This is a genomic window from Microbacterium sp. Kw_RZR3 (assembly GCF_029222405.1).
Classification (GTDB): Bacteria; Actinomycetota; Actinomycetes; order Actinomycetales; family Microbacteriaceae; genus Microbacterium.
The window spans coordinates 1-15,035 of sequence record NZ_JARHXC010000035.1 but is presented as its reverse complement, the minus strand read 5'-3'; the positions used below and the strand labels follow the sequence as shown (position 1 = coordinate 15,035).

General features: G+C 72.1%; 14 protein-coding genes. 7 read left to right on the top strand and 7 right to left on the bottom strand.

Going from position 1 to position 15,035, the window contains the following annotated elements:
* Positions 1-147: 147 nt before the first annotated feature.
* The gene (locus P2P98_RS01445; protein ID WP_275796478.1) at positions 148-936 is read right to left on the bottom strand and encodes a DUF4239 domain-containing protein; all 789 of its coding nucleotides are present in this window, start codon (positions 934-936) and stop codon (positions 148-150) included.
* Positions 937-1,080: 144 nt separating this feature from the next.
* On the opposite strand from P2P98_RS01445, the gene hemQ reads away from it, so the two are divergent.
* The 7 genes from hemQ to cofD all read left to right on the top strand — a co-directional run bounded on the left by hemQ (position 1,081) and on the right by cofD (position 7,250).
* Positions 1,081-1,749 (top strand): hydrogen peroxide-dependent heme synthase, encoded by a 669-nt coding sequence (gene hemQ / locus P2P98_RS01440; protein WP_275796476.1) that lies wholly within the window; start codon positions 1,081-1,083, stop codon positions 1,747-1,749.
* Positions 1,746-2,795, top strand: coding sequence for a hydroxymethylbilane synthase (gene hemC / locus P2P98_RS01435; RefSeq protein WP_275796474.1), 1,050 nt, complete (start codon positions 1,746-1,748; stop codon positions 2,793-2,795). The genes hemQ and hemC overlap by 4 nt, the downstream gene beginning before the upstream one ends.
* Positions 2,792-3,607: a uroporphyrinogen-III synthase gene (locus P2P98_RS01430; protein WP_058596528.1), complete on the top strand. Its 816-nt coding sequence runs from the start codon at positions 2,792-2,794 to the stop codon at positions 3,605-3,607. The genes hemC and P2P98_RS01430 overlap by 4 nt, the downstream gene beginning before the upstream one ends.
* A complete protein-coding gene (gene hemB / locus P2P98_RS01425; protein WP_275796472.1) occupies positions 3,604-4,587 on the top strand; it encodes a porphobilinogen synthase in 984 nt (327 codons plus the stop codon). Before P2P98_RS01430 ends, hemB begins: the two co-directional genes overlap by 4 nt.
* Before the next feature lie 69 nt (positions 4,588-4,656).
* The gene (gene hemL, locus P2P98_RS01420; protein WP_275796470.1) at positions 4,657-5,997 is read left to right on the top strand and encodes a glutamate-1-semialdehyde 2,1-aminomutase; all 1,341 of its coding nucleotides are present in this window, start codon (positions 4,657-4,659) and stop codon (positions 5,995-5,997) included.
* A gap of 80 nt (positions 5,998-6,077) precedes the next feature.
* Positions 6,078-6,248: a hypothetical protein gene (locus P2P98_RS01415; protein WP_275796468.1), complete on the top strand. Its 171-nt coding sequence runs from the start codon at positions 6,078-6,080 to the stop codon at positions 6,246-6,248.
* Between the two features lie 36 nt (positions 6,249-6,284).
* On the top strand, positions 6,285-7,250 hold the full coding sequence (gene cofD / locus P2P98_RS01410; protein ID WP_275796466.1) for a 2-phospho-L-lactate transferase: 966 nt from the start codon (positions 6,285-6,287) through the stop codon (positions 7,248-7,250).
* Positions 7,251-7,475: 225 nt separating this feature from the next.
* Here the strand turns inward: cofD and P2P98_RS01405 are convergent, their stop codons facing one another.
* The 6 genes from P2P98_RS01405 to cofG all read right to left on the bottom strand — a co-directional run bounded on the left by P2P98_RS01405 (position 7,476) and on the right by cofG (position 15,018).
* Complete coding sequence (locus tag P2P98_RS01405) at positions 7,476-8,546, bottom strand: CU044_5270 family protein (protein ID WP_275796464.1); 1,071 nt, start codon at positions 8,544-8,546, stop codon at positions 7,476-7,478.
* Positions 8,539-9,120, bottom strand: a complete 582-nt coding sequence (locus tag P2P98_RS01400; protein ID WP_275796462.1) for an RNA polymerase sigma factor — start codon at positions 9,118-9,120, stop codon at positions 8,539-8,541. Before P2P98_RS01400 ends, P2P98_RS01405 begins: the two co-directional genes overlap by 8 nt.
* Positions 9,121-9,312: 192 nt before the next feature.
* Positions 9,313-9,951, bottom strand: a complete 639-nt coding sequence (cofC, locus tag P2P98_RS01395) for a 2-phospho-L-lactate guanylyltransferase (RefSeq protein WP_275796460.1) — start codon at positions 9,949-9,951, stop codon at positions 9,313-9,315.
* A gap of 128 nt (positions 9,952-10,079) precedes the next feature.
* Positions 10,080-11,090 carry a glucose-6-phosphate dehydrogenase (coenzyme-F420) gene (fgd, locus tag P2P98_RS01390; RefSeq protein ID WP_275796458.1) on the bottom strand — a complete coding sequence of 337 codons (1,011 nt, stop codon included), beginning with the start codon at positions 11,088-11,090 and terminating at the stop codon, positions 10,080-10,082.
* An 8-nt stretch (positions 11,091-11,098) separates the two neighbouring features.
* Positions 11,099-12,622, bottom strand: a complete 1,524-nt coding sequence (locus tag P2P98_RS01385) for an NAD(P)/FAD-dependent oxidoreductase (RefSeq protein ID WP_275796456.1) — start codon at positions 12,620-12,622, stop codon at positions 11,099-11,101.
* Positions 12,619-15,018 carry a 7,8-didemethyl-8-hydroxy-5-deazariboflavin synthase CofG gene (gene cofG, locus P2P98_RS01380; protein WP_275796454.1) on the bottom strand — a complete coding sequence of 800 codons (2,400 nt, stop codon included), beginning with the start codon at positions 15,016-15,018 and terminating at the stop codon, positions 12,619-12,621. Before cofG ends, P2P98_RS01385 begins: the two co-directional genes overlap by 4 nt.
* Positions 15,019-15,035 lie beyond the last annotated feature (17 nt).

Genomic DNA, 15,035 nt, shown 5'->3' with positions numbered 1-15,035 from the left:
GGCCCGGGGCGTCGACGGTTCCGGATGCCGGGCGCGTGCCGTCGTGCGGAGTCCGGCGGCGACATGCCGCTTGCGGCCCGAGGGTGTCGGCGCGTCGGCCACGAACTCCGCCTGACGGTTCGCGGCACCGCCCGCCGGCTGATCCGCCTACGGTTCGTTGACGAACAACCCGTCGAGCAGGTCTTGGAAGTACTCCGGCGTCACCGCAATCGGGCCGGCGTAGGCGTGGTCGAACCCGGCTATCGCGTAGAGCAGGAGCGCGACGAACAGCGCCAGCATCCCCGACATCAGGAGGTGGATCCGCAGGTTCCGCACCTCGATGAGTCCGAGCAGCACCGCGTTCAGCAGCGCGCCGACCGCCAGCACGATCCACAGCACGCCGGGGAGGGCGAGGTGCGTCAGCGCGATGCGGTCGCGGCGGTCGTGCACGAGCTGCCGGAACTGCTCGAGCGCCTCCTGCACGTACACGACCTCGACCGCCGACGTCGGCTGCACGGCGTCGATGGCCTTCTGCATGCCGGTGATGTTGGCATCCGACTCCGACGGCAACTGGAGGCGCCGCTGTTCGGGCCAGTCTTCGTCGATCACGGCGCGCGTGTACTGCACGATCTGGTCCTGCAGTTCGTCCTGCTGCGGCTCGGGGAGCAGGGTCGCCGTGCGATAGAGCGACGCGAGCGACGACGACTCCTCGAGCACGATCCCGTCGACCTCGGTGAAGTTTCCGTAGGCCGCCGCGGCGATGAGCGCGAGCGTGACTCCGTAGAACACGCCGTAGGCGCCGACCGCGTAGCTGAGGACGCGGTCCCACTCCTCACCCTGCGGCGCGACCCGGAAGACCCACCTTCGCAGGACCAGCAGGATGCCGCACGAGATGCCGACGACGAAGATGATGAACAGCGGCAGCCCCACGGCCATGGGGAAGTCATAGAGCCACATGGGGCACCCTTTCGGCGGGCGTCCCCCGACGCCGTCGGGGCACAGTACCAATCGCTGGCCCGCCCGCGCATCTCGATGCGCGAAAAGGCTCGGGAGTGAGCCAATCGGTTTGATCGTCCGCGCGCACCGGACGAGACTGAGAGCATGTCCGACGACAGCTCCTCCATCTACACCCTCTGGGCCATCCTCCGCCGCGACCCCGAGAACCCGGTGACCGCTGCGGATGCCACCGAGCTCGCGGATCTCACCGCCCTCATCGAGGCCGACGGTGTCACCGTCCGCGGCTTCTACGACGTCAGCGGGCTCCGCGCCGACGCCGACCTCATGGTCTGGCTCCACGGCCCGGACCCGCAGGCCCTCCAGCGCGACCTGCGGCGGCTGCGCCGCACCGAGCTGCTGAAGAACCTCCTTCCGACCTGGAACGCGATGGGCGTCCACCGCGACGCGGAGTTCAACCGCTCGCACGTGCCCGGCTTCCTCCGCGGCATCCCGGCGCAGCAGTGGCTGTGCCTCTACCCGTTCGTGCGCAGCTACGAGTGGTACCTCCTGCCCGAGGCCGAGCGTCGCGAGATGCTCATCGAACACGGCAAGAAGGGCTCCGCCTACAAGGGTGTCATCGCCAACACCGTGGCGTCCTTCGCTCTCGGCGACTACGAGTGGCTCCTGCCGATGGAGGCCGACGTGCTCACCGACCTCGTCGACATGATGCGCGATCTCCGCTACACCGAGGCTCGCCGCCACGTCCGCGAGGAGGTGCCGTTCTACACCGGTCGCCTGGTCACGCTCGACGAGATCCCCGAGATCCTCCAGTGACCGCCCCCCTGCGTCTCGGCACCCGGCGCAGCGCGCTGGCCCTGGCGCAGTCGCAGATGGTGGCCGACGCCGTCGCTGCGGCGTCGGGCCGCGAGGTCGAGCTCGTGCCGATCGTCTCGGAGGGCGACGTCAATCGCGCGTCGCTCTCGCAGCTCGGCGGTCGCGGCGTGTTCGCGAACGGTCTGCGCGAGGCGCTCGCCGCCGGTCGCTGCGACTTCCTCGTGCACTCGCTCAAAGACCTGCCCACCGCGCAGCCCGAGGGCCTCGTCATCGCCGCGACACCGCCGCGCGAGGATGCCCGCGACGTCGTGGTCACTCGCGACGGCACCCCCTTGCACGCCCTCGAGGCGGGCGCGCGCGTGGGCACCGGTTCGCCGCGCCGCATCGCGCAGGCGCTCCGTCACAACCCGCGCCTCGACATCCACGACATCCGCGGCAACGTCGACTCGCGTCTCGCGCGCGTGCGCGACGGAGAGTTGGATGCCGTCATCCTCGCCGCCGCGGGGATCTCGCGCCTGGGCGGCGAGCTGGGTGGGCTGCGCGCCGAGGCGCTCGGCCTCGCGGAGTGGCCGACGGCCCCGGGGCAGGGCTCGCTCGCCGTCGAGACGCGCGCCGACATCGGCGCCGACACCCTCGCCGCGCTGGCTGCGCTCGACGACGAGGACACGCGCGCCGCGATCACCGCGGAGCGGACGGTGCTGTCGGTTCTGGATGCCGGATGCCACGCGCCCGTCGGAACGCACGCGTCGATCGCGGACGGCGATCTGCGCCTGCGAGCCGTCGTGTACGCGCTGGACGGGGCGCATCGCATCGGCATCGACCGGACCGTGCGCGTCGAGCCCCTTCGCGGGGAGTCCGAGCCCGTACACGACGGTCCGGGGCGCGTCGAGCAGGGGTATGCTCGGGAAACGGGCAGTGGCAATGGAGCGGATGCTGCCGACGACGGGGGTCTCATCGCGCGGGCAGCGCGGATAGGCCGAGAAGCCGCGCGTCGGTTGCTCGAACGTGGGGCGGCCGACCTGGTACCACGAGAGTCGACCACATGAATGAAGGCCATCGGCACACGCCGACCACCTCGACAGGCAGCGTGCCCAAACCGCTCGCCGGCCGCCGCGTGCTCGTGCCGCGCGGGGGGCCGTGGGGAGACGGTGTCGCGGCGAGCCTTCGCCAGCGCGGGGCGGTTCCGGTCATCGCGCCGCTCATCAACTTCGCGCCGACGAACGACCAGGCGACCCTCGAGCAGGCGCTCGCCGACCTGGCCGCGGGTGCGTTCGACTGGCTGACGCTGACGAGCGCGACCACCGTCGACGTGCTCTACGCCTATCGGGCCGTCATCCCCGCTGAGACGAAGGTCGCCGTCGTCGGCGAGACCACCGCCGCGGCGATGCAGGCCGTCGGCTATCGCGTCGACCTCGTCCCCGAGCGTGACAACTCCGCCCAGGGCATGGCCGAGCAGATGATCGACCTCGAGTCCGAGCCGCGCAAGGTGCTGACCCTGCGCAGCGAGATCGCGAAGCCGGTGCTCACGCGCCTGCTGATCGAGGCGGGCCACGATGTCCGCAGCGTCGTGGCGTACCGCACGGTCGGCGTGCCGGTGACCGAGAAGATCGCCGGTGACGTCCACTCGGGGCGTATCAACGCGATCCTCGTGACCAGCGGCTCGGTCGCCGAACAGGTGGTCGCGCAGTTCCCCGAGATCCCGGCATCCACCGTCATCGCGGCGATCGGCCCGCGCACGGCCAAGGATGCCAAGCGCGCCGGGCTGAGCGTCGACGTGGTCGCGGAGAAGCAGACCGTCGAGTCGCTCATCGAGGCCGTGGCCCGCTTCCCCCTGGCCCCCGACGAATCGACCTCATGAGTTTTCCCGAGCACCGCCCGCGTCGCCTGCGTCGCACCCCCGCCGTCCGTCGTCTCGCCCGCGAGACGCACCTCGTCCCCTCTCAGCTCGTGCTGCCGATGTTCGTGCGAGAGGGCATCACCGAGCCGAGCCCGATCGGCTCGATGCCGGGGATCGTGCAGCACTCGCTCGACTCGCTGCGCCGTGCCGTCGCCGAGGCCGCGGAAGAGCGCATCGGCGGCGTGATGCTGTTCGGCGTTCCCGAGACGCGCGACGCGGTGGGTTCCGGGGCCGACGACCCGAACGGCATCCTGAACCTCGCGACCGAAGCCGTGGTGGCCGAGGTGGGCGACGCGCTCGTCGTGCAGACCGACCTGTGCCTCGACGAGTTCACCGACCACGGGCACTGCGGCGTCCTGCAGGCCGACGGCGCTGTCGACAACGACGCCACCCTCGAGCGCTACACCGCGATGGGCCTGGCGCAGGCGCGCGCGGGATCGGCGATGCTCGGGCTGTCCGGAATGATGGACGGCCAGGTCGGCGCGGTGCGCGAGGCGCTGGATGCCGAGGGCTTCACCGACACGCTGATCCTCGCCTACTCGGCCAAGTACGCGGGGGCCTTCTACGGTCCGTTCCGCGAGGCGGTCGACTCGCAGCTGAAGGGCGACCGCCGCTCGTACCAGCTCGATCCCGGCAACGGGCGCGAGGGCGTGCGCGAAGCGCTGCTGGACGTCGAGGAGGGCGCCGACATCGTCATGGTCAAGCCGGCGCTGCCCTACCTCGACGTGCTCGCCGACGTGAAGGCCTCGGTCGACGTTCCGGTGTGGGCGTACCAGGTGTCGGGCGAGTACGCGATGGTCGAGGCCGCCGCGGCTCACGGCTGGATCGACCGCCGCGGCGCGATCATGGAGAGCCTCCTCGGCATCCGTCGTGCCGGCGCCGACGCGATCCTGACGTACTGGGCGCTCGAGGCCGCCCGCTGGCTCCGCGTTGAGCTCTGAGCCCCCGGCCGGCCCCGACAAGCGTCGGGGTTCGGCCTTCTCGCGCGCCCGCCCGGAAGAATGGATGCCATGACTGACCTCAACGACCAGTGGTTCGCCCGTGCCAAGGACGTCATCCCGGGCGGCGTGAACTCGCCCGTTCGCGCGTACGGCTCCGTGGGCGGGACGCCGCGCTTCGTGCAGTCGGCCTCGGGCCCTCGGATCACGGATGCCGCGGGTCGCGAGTACGTCGACCTCGTCGCCTCGTGGGGCCCGGCGCTGTTGGGTCACGCGCGCCCCGAGGTCGTCGACGCGGTGCGGGAGGCGGCATCCCGAGGCCTGTCCTTCGGCGCTCCGACCGGAGCCGAGGTCGAGCTCGCCGATCTCATCGCGAACCGCGTGCAGGTCGGCGACCTGAAGCCGGTCGAGAAGGTGCGTCTGGTCTCGACGGGTACCGAGGCGACGATGACGGCGATCCGTCTCGCGCGCGGCGTGACCGGTCGCGACCTGCTGATCAAGTTCGCCGGCCACTACCACGGGCACTCCGACGGGCTCCTGGCCGCCGCCGGTTCCGGTGTCGCCACGCTCGCGCTGCCCGGCTCGGCCGGTGTTCCCGCGCCGATCGCGGCGCAGACGCTCGTGCTGCCCTACAACGACCTCGACGCGGTGCGCGAGGCGTTCGCGGTGCACGGTGAGAACATCGCCGCGATCATCGTCGAGGCGGCATCCGCGAACATGGGTGTCGTCCCGCCGCTCCCGGGCTTCAACGCCGCGATCGCCGACATCGCGCACAGCCACGGCGCGCTGTTGATCATGGACGAGGTGCTCACCGGCTTCCGCGTGCACCCCGCCGGGTTCTGGGGACTCCAGGCGTCGCAGGGAGAGACCTACCTGCCCGACATCCTCACGTTCGGCAAGGTCGTCGGGGGAGGGATGCCGCTGGCCGCCCTGGGCGGTCGCGCCGAGGTCATGGACCACCTCGCGCCGCTCGGCCCGGTGTACCAGGCCGGAACGCTGTCGGGGAACCCGCTGTCGGTGGCCGCCGGCCTGGCGACGCTGCGGCTCGCGACGCCCGAGGTGTACGCGGCGGTCGACGCCTCGGCATCCCGCATCGCCGATGCCCTGGACGCCGTGTTGACGGCCGAGGGCGTCGTGCACTCCGTGCCGCGCGCAGGTTCTCTGTTCGGGGTCGCGTTCCTTCCCGAGGTGCCGCGCGACTACGCCACGGCGCTCACGCAGCAGTCGTACCGGTACGCGCCGTTCTTCCACGCGATGCTGGATGCCGGCATCTCGCTGCCCCCGAGCGTGTTCGAGGCGTGGTTCCTCACGGCCGCGCACGACGAGGCCGCCCTCGGGCAGGTGCTCGACGCGCTGCCGGCGGCCGCTAAGGCCGCGGCCGAGGCGCTGGACCCGACGCTGCTCGCGCAGTAGCGGCGATCTCATCCCCGCGGGGGAGGAACGTCGTCCTTTGTGCCGATGTGCCGGGGCCGCGATCCCGAGAGGCTGGACGCATGCTTCTCGCCGCCGCCCTCGTCGTCCTGTCGCTCGCGCTCGCGGTTGTGGTCGTGGCCGCCCTCGTGCTGTGGCGCCGCCCGGCGATCGTTGTTCCGCACCCGGCCGACGCTCGACGGCCGCGTCGTCGGCGCGCGACGTGGCGGCCGGTCGCGGCCGCGTCGTCCTGACCGTCGCGCCCGCCGCAGCAGTGGAAGACTGTCCTGATGGAGTCTTCCGCGCCTCGCGTCGTCGTCCTCGCCGGTGGCGTCGGAGGGTCGAAGTTCACCCTCGGCGTCCGCGCGGCCCTTCGTCGGCTCGGAGCGCCCGAAGCCACGGTCGTCGTCAACACCGGTGACGACCTGTGGCTCTCGGGCGTCCGCCTGCAGCCCGATGTCGACTCGATCACCTACGCGCTCGCCGGCGTCAACGACACCGAGCGCGGCTGGGGACGCGCGGGCGATACCGAGAGGGTCAACGAAGAACTGCAGGCGTGGGGTGCCGGTTGGCCGTGGTTCACGCTCGGCGACCTCGATCTCGGTACCCACCTCGCGCGCACCGGGTGGCTGCGCGAGGGGCTCACCCCGACCCAGGTGCTGGGGCGGATGGCGGAGCGCTGGCCGCTCGGCATCCGGCTCCTGCCCATGACCGACAGCGAGGTCGACACGCACGTTCTGCTCGAGGACGGACGCCGTCTGCACTTCCAAGAGTGGTGGACGCGGCACCGCGCGCAACTGCCTCCGCGCGCGTTCGAGAACCCCGGGATCACGGATGCCACGCCCGCCCCGGGCGTCGCGGAGGCGATCGCGCGGGCCGATGCGGTGCTCCTTGCGCCGTCGAACCCCGTCGTGTCGATCGGGCCGATCCTCGCCGTTCCCGGCATCCGGGACGCTCTTCGCGCGACGTCGGCGCGCGTTGTCGGGGTCTCTCCGATCATCAGCGGGCGGGTGGTGCGCGGGATGGCCGACGTGTGCCTCACGGCGATCGGCGTCGAGACGTCTGCCGCCGCGGTCGCTCGGCACTACGGCGCCCGGTCGGCGGGCGGAGTATTGGACGCGTGGCTGCTGGCCGAGGAAGACGCCGCCGCGGCGCCCGAGGTCGAGGCCGCCGGGATCCGCGCGGTCGTGGCACCCCTGTGGATGCGCGACGAGGAAACGTCCGCGGCGATCGCGGAGGCGGCGCTCCGGGCCTGAGTCCGGGGCGCGCTTCCGGCCTCGGTCGCGCGCGCAGAATCGGAGATGCGCACCGGATCCGGATGCCAAGAGCGATCTCATCCGAATCTGTAGCGCATCTCCGAATCTGCGTGCAGGGCTAGCGGGACCGGCGTTCCGGGAACGCGAGGGCGACGGCATCCGGTTCCCCCGTCAGGATCACCACGTGCGTCGGCGGCAGCAGGAGGTCGGCGGGGCCGGTGCCGGTCATCCCTCGCACAGGCTCGTCCCCTCGGGCGCCGCGTCGACCACCGTCGTGGTCACCGACGTGGAGCCGGTGGCCGTGCCCGCGGGCATGTCGGCCACGGGCTGCAGGAGCACCTGCCGCTCCCCGATGAACGCTCCGGTCTCGGGGTCGATGATGATGTCCTGACGGAAGCCGTTCTCGCCCTCGTCGCGGCCGATGGCCGTGCCGGTCCGACCGTTCAGGGTCGCCTGCTCCTCGGTGATCGTGACCCCGGGGATGAGCGCGGCCGTCTCGTAGAAGACCGAGCGCAGCTCCGCCGGCACGGTGCCCGAACGCAGCCGGTCGGCGAGCCACACGAGTGCCTCGCCGTCGCGCGAGGGACCCGCATTGCCGTTCTCCTGGTAGATCCTCTCCAGCAACTGGTGAGGATCGCGCGGGAGGTCGGCGGCCGAGTCGGCATCGAGCATCGTGATGGGGGCGCCGTCCTCGGTCTTTCCGGCGGGGAGCACGTAGCGTCCGTCGGCCCCGGCACCTTCCCATTCGGAGGCCAACGTCTCGGAGCGGGGGCCGAAGGTCTGGACCGGGGTGCGCGCACACCGGACCTCCACCCAGTCGCCGGATCGGTCGGCGGGTACCCAGAGTGCCTGTACGTCGCTCTCGAGGAACGACGTGAAGTCGCCGTCCTCGAGGTTGCCGTCGCGCTCCCGTCGGGCCACTTCGGCATCCGCCTCGGTCGTTCCCGTCGCCGCGTAGACGGCATCCGTCCGCACCTCGAGGTACTGCCCCGGTCCGACGGCCGGGTCGACGACGTCGCGCGCGGCCGTAGCGGCCGCGCCGAGGACGGCGGCGGCGGCCGGATCGGCGCCGCCCGGAGCGCCCAGGGCTCCGCCGAAGACGAACACCCCGGTGAGGGCACAGGTCGCAGCGACCGCGGAGCCGACCCAGATCCACGGGCGGCGCGGGCGTCGGGCCGGCGCCGTGGCGGGTGCCTCGATCGCGCGCAGCAGCGCCGCGCGGCCGCGGATCACGTCGTCCGGGGTGCGTTCGGGCACGTCGGCCCGGACGCGGTTCAACAGCGAGATCTCATCCACGGTGGTGCTCTCTTTCTCGGCCGGGGACCGGACTGACGTGAGGGGCGATGGCGGCGCGGACCTTCCGCCGCGCGCGGCTGAGGCGCGAGCGGACGGTTCCGAGAGGGATGCCGAGGGCCTCGGCGATCCCGGCGTAGTCGAGCTCGCCGAAGGTGTGCAGGAGCAGCACGTCGCGGTCGCCGCGCGAGAGGTCCGCGAGCGCGGTGCCGAGGTGCGGTGCGAGGCCGTCGGCATCCATCCGCTCGTCGGCGGTCTCGATGTCGTCGACGTGGACGCGGGCGATGTCAGCGGCGAGCATGCCGCGCCACGCGCGGGCCTCGAGCCGGGCGTGCTTCTGCATGAGGACGGTCGCGATGCCGAGCAGCCAGGGACGCGCGTCGAGGCCGCCGGTGAAAGAGGCGCGGCGCGCGAAGGCGACGAGGAAGGTCTCGGAGGTGATGTCCTCGGCGAACGCGGTGCCGAGGCGTCGTCCGACGTAGCGGTGCACGACGCGCTCGTGCCGGTCGTAGAGGTCGGCGAAGGCGGCCCCGTGTGTCAGGGATCGAACGATGATGTCGCCGTCATGCGTGCTCACACTGGGTATTGTCCGATTCGCGGAATTGGTTCTCGGTTCGCCGAGATCCGAACCTCGTGACCCGGGTTGTGGAACACCGGAATCGGATGAACACCACGGAATCGGACGCTTCCGCGCCTCGAGGCCGATTCCGGCGAACGCGTCCGATTCTGTTGCCGGTTCAGGCGGCCGCCGGGGCGGGCCGTGCCCGCCTCAGGCCGCTGCCGCAGCCAGCACGGCCGCGGTGCGCGGGCCGACGCCGAGGGCGACCGCCTGCGCGAGCTGCGCCGCGGTGTCGACGTCGCGGCGGAGGGTCGACTCCCGCGGGACCGTGAGGTCGGTGCAGCCCAGCAGCCGGTGGCGTGCCGCGGAATCGGCGCCGAAGGCGGAGACCCACACCGCGCCGGGTCGCGCGGTGACGAGGGTGGAGCCGGTGCCCTCGGCATCCGGGACCAGACCCCGCTCGACCTCGCCGGCGAGTGCCAGCGCGGCATCGAGATCGCGCGACGTGAGCGCCGGCAGGTCGCCCAGGAGCGCCGCGCGCGGAGCGCTCACCCCCGCGGCGTCGGCGCCGGTGGCGATCGCCACGTCGAGTCCGCGGACCTCGCCCTCGGCCAGGACGTCGACCGCGGGCCACTGCGCGACCTGCGTACGCACCTCGGCGTCGTCGGTCACCACGAGCACGCGCCGGACGCGGGCCGTGGCCGCGACCGCGGCGATCGTGTCGAGCGCGATCGCGCGGGCCAGCGCCTCGCGGTCGGCCGTGACGGCGGTCAGCCGCGTCTTGCCCAGGGCGGCGGGCTTGACCGGCACGACGACGGTCCAGCCGTCGCGGATCTCGGGAGTGCTCATCGCGTCCATTGTGTGCAGAACTCCTGAGGTATCCGGTCAGGGGTAGCGGTTTCGGCGGAAATGGGGCACTCGCCGTCGATTCCTCAGGAGTTCTGACCGCTTCGGCTCGGCCCCGGCACCCGAGCCGCTCAGGCGAAGCGCTTGCGGAGGCGCGGCAGGATCTCCTCGCCGTACATGCGCAGGAACTCCTCCTGGTCGTGGCCCGGGTCGTGGAACACGAGGTGCCGGAACCCGAGGTCGACGTACCGCGCGATGCGCTCGACGTGCTCGTCGGGGTCGGTCGAGACGATGAATCGGGATGCCGCCCGCTCGATCGGCAGCTCGTTCGCGAGGCGCTGCATCTCGATGGGGTCGTGGACGCTCATCTTCTCTTCGGCCGTGAGGGCCAGGGGAGCCCAGAAGCGCGTCTTCTCGAGAGCGGTGTCGTGGTCGGGGTGGTACGACACCTTCACCTCCATGAGGGTGTCGACGTCGTCGCGGGTACGGCCGGCCTTGGCGAGACCGTCGTCGAGCGCGGGCAGCAGCTTCTCGGTGTAAAGCTCCGGGTCTTTGCCGCTCGTGGTGATGTAGCCCTCGGCGATGCGTCCGGCCAGTCGCGTCGCCGCGGGGCCCGAGGCACCGATGTAGATCGGCACCTTCTGCTCGGGGCGGTCGTAGATCGTGGCATCCTTCACCGAGTAGTAGGTGCCCTCGTAGGTGACCCGCTCGCCGGCCCACAGCTCGTTGATGATGGTGATGGCTTCTTTCAGGCGCTGGAAGCGCTCGGGTGCCTCGGGCCACTCGAGGCCGAGCGTCACCTCGTTGAGCGCCTCGCCCGTGCCCACGCCGAGCACGACACGGCCGGGGTACATCACGCCCAGGGTCGCGAAGACCTGGGCGATGACGCCCGGGTGGTAGCGGAACGTGGGCGTGAGCACGCTCGTGCCGATGATCACGCGCTCGGTGCGCGCTCCGAGTGCGCCCAGCCACGGGAGGGCGTTCGGCGCGTGGCCGCCGTCGTGCATCCACGGCTGCAGGTGATCGGAGAGGAAGACGGAGTCGAAACCCACCTCTTCGGCCAGGACACCGAAGTCGAGGAGCTCGTTGGGCCCGAACTGTTCGCTCGAGGCCTTGTATCCGAATCGCAGGGGAACGCTCATGAACTCTCCTAGGGGCGGGGATGGGTGGGGGTCGCTTCGGCGGGCTCGGCGGCCGGGGCGTGGACGGACGGGAGGAACTCCGACCCGTCGGTGCCGACGAGGCGTTCGTGGAAAGCCTGCACCGTGCCCGGCCACAGCAGGGTCAACCGCCCGGATCGCTCGTCGACGTACCAGTTGCGGCATCCGCCGGTCAGCCAGGGGGTGGATGCCGCGGCCGCGGCGATCTCGTCGGTGTACGCCGCTTCGGCTTCGGGGCGGACGTGGAGCGTCCGGTCGGGGCGGCGATCGCGTTCCGTGAGGGAGCGGACCACGTACGCGGCCTGCTCCTCGGCCATGAGGACGGCGGAGTTGTGACCGAGGCTCGCGTTGGGGCCGTTCAGCACGAAGAGGTTCGGGAAGCCCGCGACGACCGTCGACCCGAACGAGGTCATGCCCTCCGACCAGTGGTCGGCGAGGGTGGTGTCCCCCGCGCGCACGAGGTCGGCGTAGGGCTGCCGGGTCGAGGCGAAGCCCGTCGCGAGGACGAGGATGTCGGCCTCGTACCGCTCGCCGCTCGCGGCGGTGAGAGAGGAACCGTCGACCGCCAGGAGCGCTGTGGGCTCGAGGGTGACGGCATCCGACGCCACCGCGGGGTAGAACGCGTCGGACAGGAGCACGCGCTTGCACCCGAAGGCGTAGTCCGGTGTCAGGGCCTCGCGCAGGGCGGGGTCGGACACCTGGGCGTGCAGGTGGGAGAGCGCCATCGCGCGAGCGGCGGCGGATGCCGCGGCGTCACCCGAGCGCGAGGCGAAGCGTTCTTCTCCCTCGGCGTAGAGCTCGGCGCGCAGGCGGGCGAGGTCGCCGGGGTTCTCGGCGAGACGCTCGCGGTCGCTGCGGGGGATCTCGCCGCCGCCGCGCGGGACGATCCACGCGGGGGTGCGCTGGAACAGCGTCACGTGTGCGGCGCGGCGGGCGAGTTCGGGGACGAGCTGCACCGCGCTGGCGCCGGTGCCGACGACGGCGACCCGCTTGCCGGTGAGGTCGACGTCGTGGTCCCACCGGGCGGAGTGGAACAGGGGACCGTCGAACGACTCGAGCCCGTCGATCGGGGGGACGTGCGGCTCGGTCAGGCGGCCGCACGCGAGGACGAGCGAGCGGGCGATGAGCGGCTCAGCGTCGATGCCGGTGTCGATGCGCCACACCGCGTCCGCGGCATCCCACTCGGCTCCGAGCATCGGCGTGCGCAGGCGCAGACGGTCGCCGAGTCGCTCGCGCGCCGCGACGTCGCGCAGGTACGTCTGGATCTCGCCGCCCGGGGCGAACGTCCGCGACCAGTGCGGGTTCGGGTGCGCGGCGAGGCTGTAGAGGTGCGCGGGCACGTCGCATGCGACGCCGGGGTAGGTGTTGTCGCGCCAGGTGCCGCCGACATCGGCGGCGCGCTCGAGCACGACGAAGTCGTCGCGGCCGGCTCGACGCAGTGCCCCCGCCATGGCGAGGCCGGCGAATCCCGCGCCGACGATCGCGACGTCGACGATGCGCTCGACGGAGGTCACGCGGGGGCCACCCGGTAGTCGGTCGTCCGCTGCCGGAAGGGGCGCATGAGGCTGCGGGCGAGGCGTTCGGCCGCGGCGACCGGCAGCTCGAGCCCCTGCTCGATGCCGGTGTCGGGCAGCACGCGGCCGTCGTAGAGCGTTCCGCCCAGGTCGTCGCCGCCGGAGCGCAGCAGCACCGCGGCGGTGTCGCGGCCGACGCGCGTCCAGGGAATCTGCACGTGCGGGATGCTGCCCGAGAGGAACAGCCGCGACACGGCGACCATCGCGCGGTGCTCGTCGAGCGGGGCGCGCCCGGTCACGAGCGGAACGTCGCCCCCGGGCAGCGGGATGGGCACGAACTCGGCGAAGCCGCGGGTCTCGTCCTGGATCTCGCGCAGCCGCCGCAGGTGCGCGATCCGCTCTTCGCCCGTCTCGACGTGGCCGTAGAACAGCACCGACGTCGAGCGGAACCCCGCGCGGTGCGCGGCGGTGATCCCCTCGACCCAGCGGTCGATCTCGAGGTCGCCGGGCGCGACGAGCGCGCGCACCCGCTCGCTGAGGATCTTCACGCCCGTGCCCGGCACGGTGTCGACGCCCGCGTCGCGCATCGCGGCGAGGGCACCGTCGAGCCCGAGTCCGCCGCGGTCGGCGAGGTCGCGCACGTCGGCCGGACGATAGGCGTGCACATGGATGCCGGGAGCCCCGCGCTTCACCGCCCGCACCACGTCGAGATAGCCCGAGGGGTCTTCGTCGGGGCGCAGCGAGCCCTGAATGCAGATCTCGGTGGCACCGAGGTCGGCGGCGTCGGCGGCGATGGCCGTGGCGTCATCGAGGTCGAACTCGCCCGCCCCCGTACGGCCGGCGCGCCGGAACCCCGTCGAGGTCAGATTGCGGTTCTGCACGAGAGTGATCGGCTCGCCCACGGTGTAGCGGCGTGCGTCGTCGGCGACGGCGGCGAGGGCATCGAGCTCGGCGCCGGTGGCGCGCAGCAGGCGGGTCCAGTCCGCGTCGTCGAGCCCGAGGGGATCGGATGCCGCCCGCTCGGCGACGCGCTTCACGCCGGGGTCGGAGCTCGCGACGTGGTGAGCGGAGGGGATTCCGGCGGCGGAGGATGCCGCGCGGCCCGGAAGTCCTCCCTCCGCCAGATCTCCTCCCGCGGACGAGCCGTTCACGGCCCGCGGAAGCACATCGGCCGCGAGCCCCTCGGCATCGGCCAGGGCCCGCACGGGCGCGTGGAGGGCCGGGTCGATCCAGTGCGCGGCATCCTGAACGAACTCGGGATGCGCGGTGAGGCGTTCGCGCAGCGTGTAGCCGTGGGCGGCGGTCTGGGCGGCGAGGTCGTCGATCTGCGGCCAGGGGCGCTCGGGGTTGACGTGGTCGGCCGTGAGCGGCGAGACCCCGCCCCAGTCGTCGATGCCCGCCGCGATCAGGGCGCCCAGCTCGCGCGGGTCGGAGAGGTTCGGCGGTACCTGGATGCGCATGTCGGGTCCGAACACGAGTCGCGCGACGGCGACCGTCGCGAGGTACTCGTGCATGTCGGCATCCGGGGCGCCCTGCATGGCGGTGCGCGGCTTCGCGCGGAAGTTCTGCACGATGACCTCTTGCACGTGGCCGTGCCGGTCATCGAGCTCGCGCAGCGCCACCAGCGACTCAGCGCGGTCGCGCACGGTCTCGCCGATGCCGACGAGGATGCCGGTGGTGAACGGGATGCCGACGGCCCCCGCGTCGTCGATGACCTTCAGGCGCAGGTCGGGGTCTTTGTCGGGCGAGCCGTAGTGCACCTGCCCGGGCTCTTCGTAGAGGCGGCGCGAGGTGGTCTCGAGCATCATGCCCATCGACGGCGACACCGGGCGCAGCGTCGCCAGTTCGTCGGGGTGCATGACGCCGGGGTTGGCGTGCACGAGCATGCCCGTCTCGGCGGTGATGATCCGCGCGATGTGCGCGACGTAGTCGATCGTGGAGGAGAAGCCGTGCTCGTCGAGCCACGCGCGGGCTTCGGGCCAGCGTTCCTCGGGGCGGTCGCCGAGGGTGAGCAGCGCCTCTTTGCAGCCGAGCGCCTGCCCCTGTCGCACCACGGTGAGCACCTGCTCGGGGCTCATGTACGTCGGCTTGCGCAGCAGGTTCAGCTGGCCGGGGGTGTCGACGAAGACGCAGTAGTGGCAGCGGTCGCGACACAGCGTCGTGAGCGGGACGAAGACCTTGCGCGAGTACGTCAGGACTCCGGGGCGCCCGGCGCGCGCCAGACCCTCGTCGCGCAGTGCTCCGGCGACGGGGAACAGTTCGTCGAGAGGGGCGTGCAGCAACCGTTCGGTCTCGTCGACGTTCGGACGGTGGCCGCCCAGGACCTGCGCGAGAAGATCGTCGATCGATGCGCCTCGGGCCGGTGCGACTCGCGGCGCAACACTGCCCGTACTCATCGCTCCAGGCTATCCCT

What these genes read in the sequence shown, in the direction of transcription:
- P2P98_RS01445 (WP_275796478.1), bottom strand. Translation starts at nt 936, where the DNA reads ATGTGGCTCTATGACTTCCCCATGGCCGTGGGGCTGCCGCTGTTCATC.
- P2P98_RS01430 (WP_058596528.1), top strand. Translation starts at nt 2,792, where the DNA reads ATGAATGAAGGCCATCGGCACACGCCGACCACCTCGACAGGCAGCGTG.
- cofC (WP_275796460.1), bottom strand. Translation starts at nt 9,951, where the DNA reads ATGAGCACTCCCGAGATCCGCGACGGCTGGACCGTCGTCGTGCCGGTC.
- cofG (WP_275796454.1), bottom strand. Translation starts at nt 15,018, where the DNA reads ATGAGTACGGGCAGTGTTGCGCCGCGAGTCGCACCGGCCCGAGGCGCA.
- hemB (WP_275796472.1), top strand. Translation starts at nt 3,604, where the DNA reads ATGAGTTTTCCCGAGCACCGCCCGCGTCGCCTGCGTCGCACCCCCGCC.
- hemL (WP_275796470.1), top strand. Translation starts at nt 4,657, where the DNA reads ATGACTGACCTCAACGACCAGTGGTTCGCCCGTGCCAAGGACGTCATC.
- fgd (WP_275796458.1), bottom strand. Translation starts at nt 11,090, where the DNA reads ATGAGCGTTCCCCTGCGATTCGGATACAAGGCCTCGAGCGAACAGTTC.
- cofD (WP_275796466.1), top strand. Translation starts at nt 6,285, where the DNA reads ATGGAGTCTTCCGCGCCTCGCGTCGTCGTCCTCGCCGGTGGCGTCGGA.
- P2P98_RS01415 (WP_275796468.1), top strand. Translation starts at nt 6,078, where the DNA reads ATGCTTCTCGCCGCCGCCCTCGTCGTCCTGTCGCTCGCGCTCGCGGTT.
- hemQ (WP_275796476.1), top strand. Translation starts at nt 1,081, where the DNA reads ATGTCCGACGACAGCTCCTCCATCTACACCCTCTGGGCCATCCTCCGC.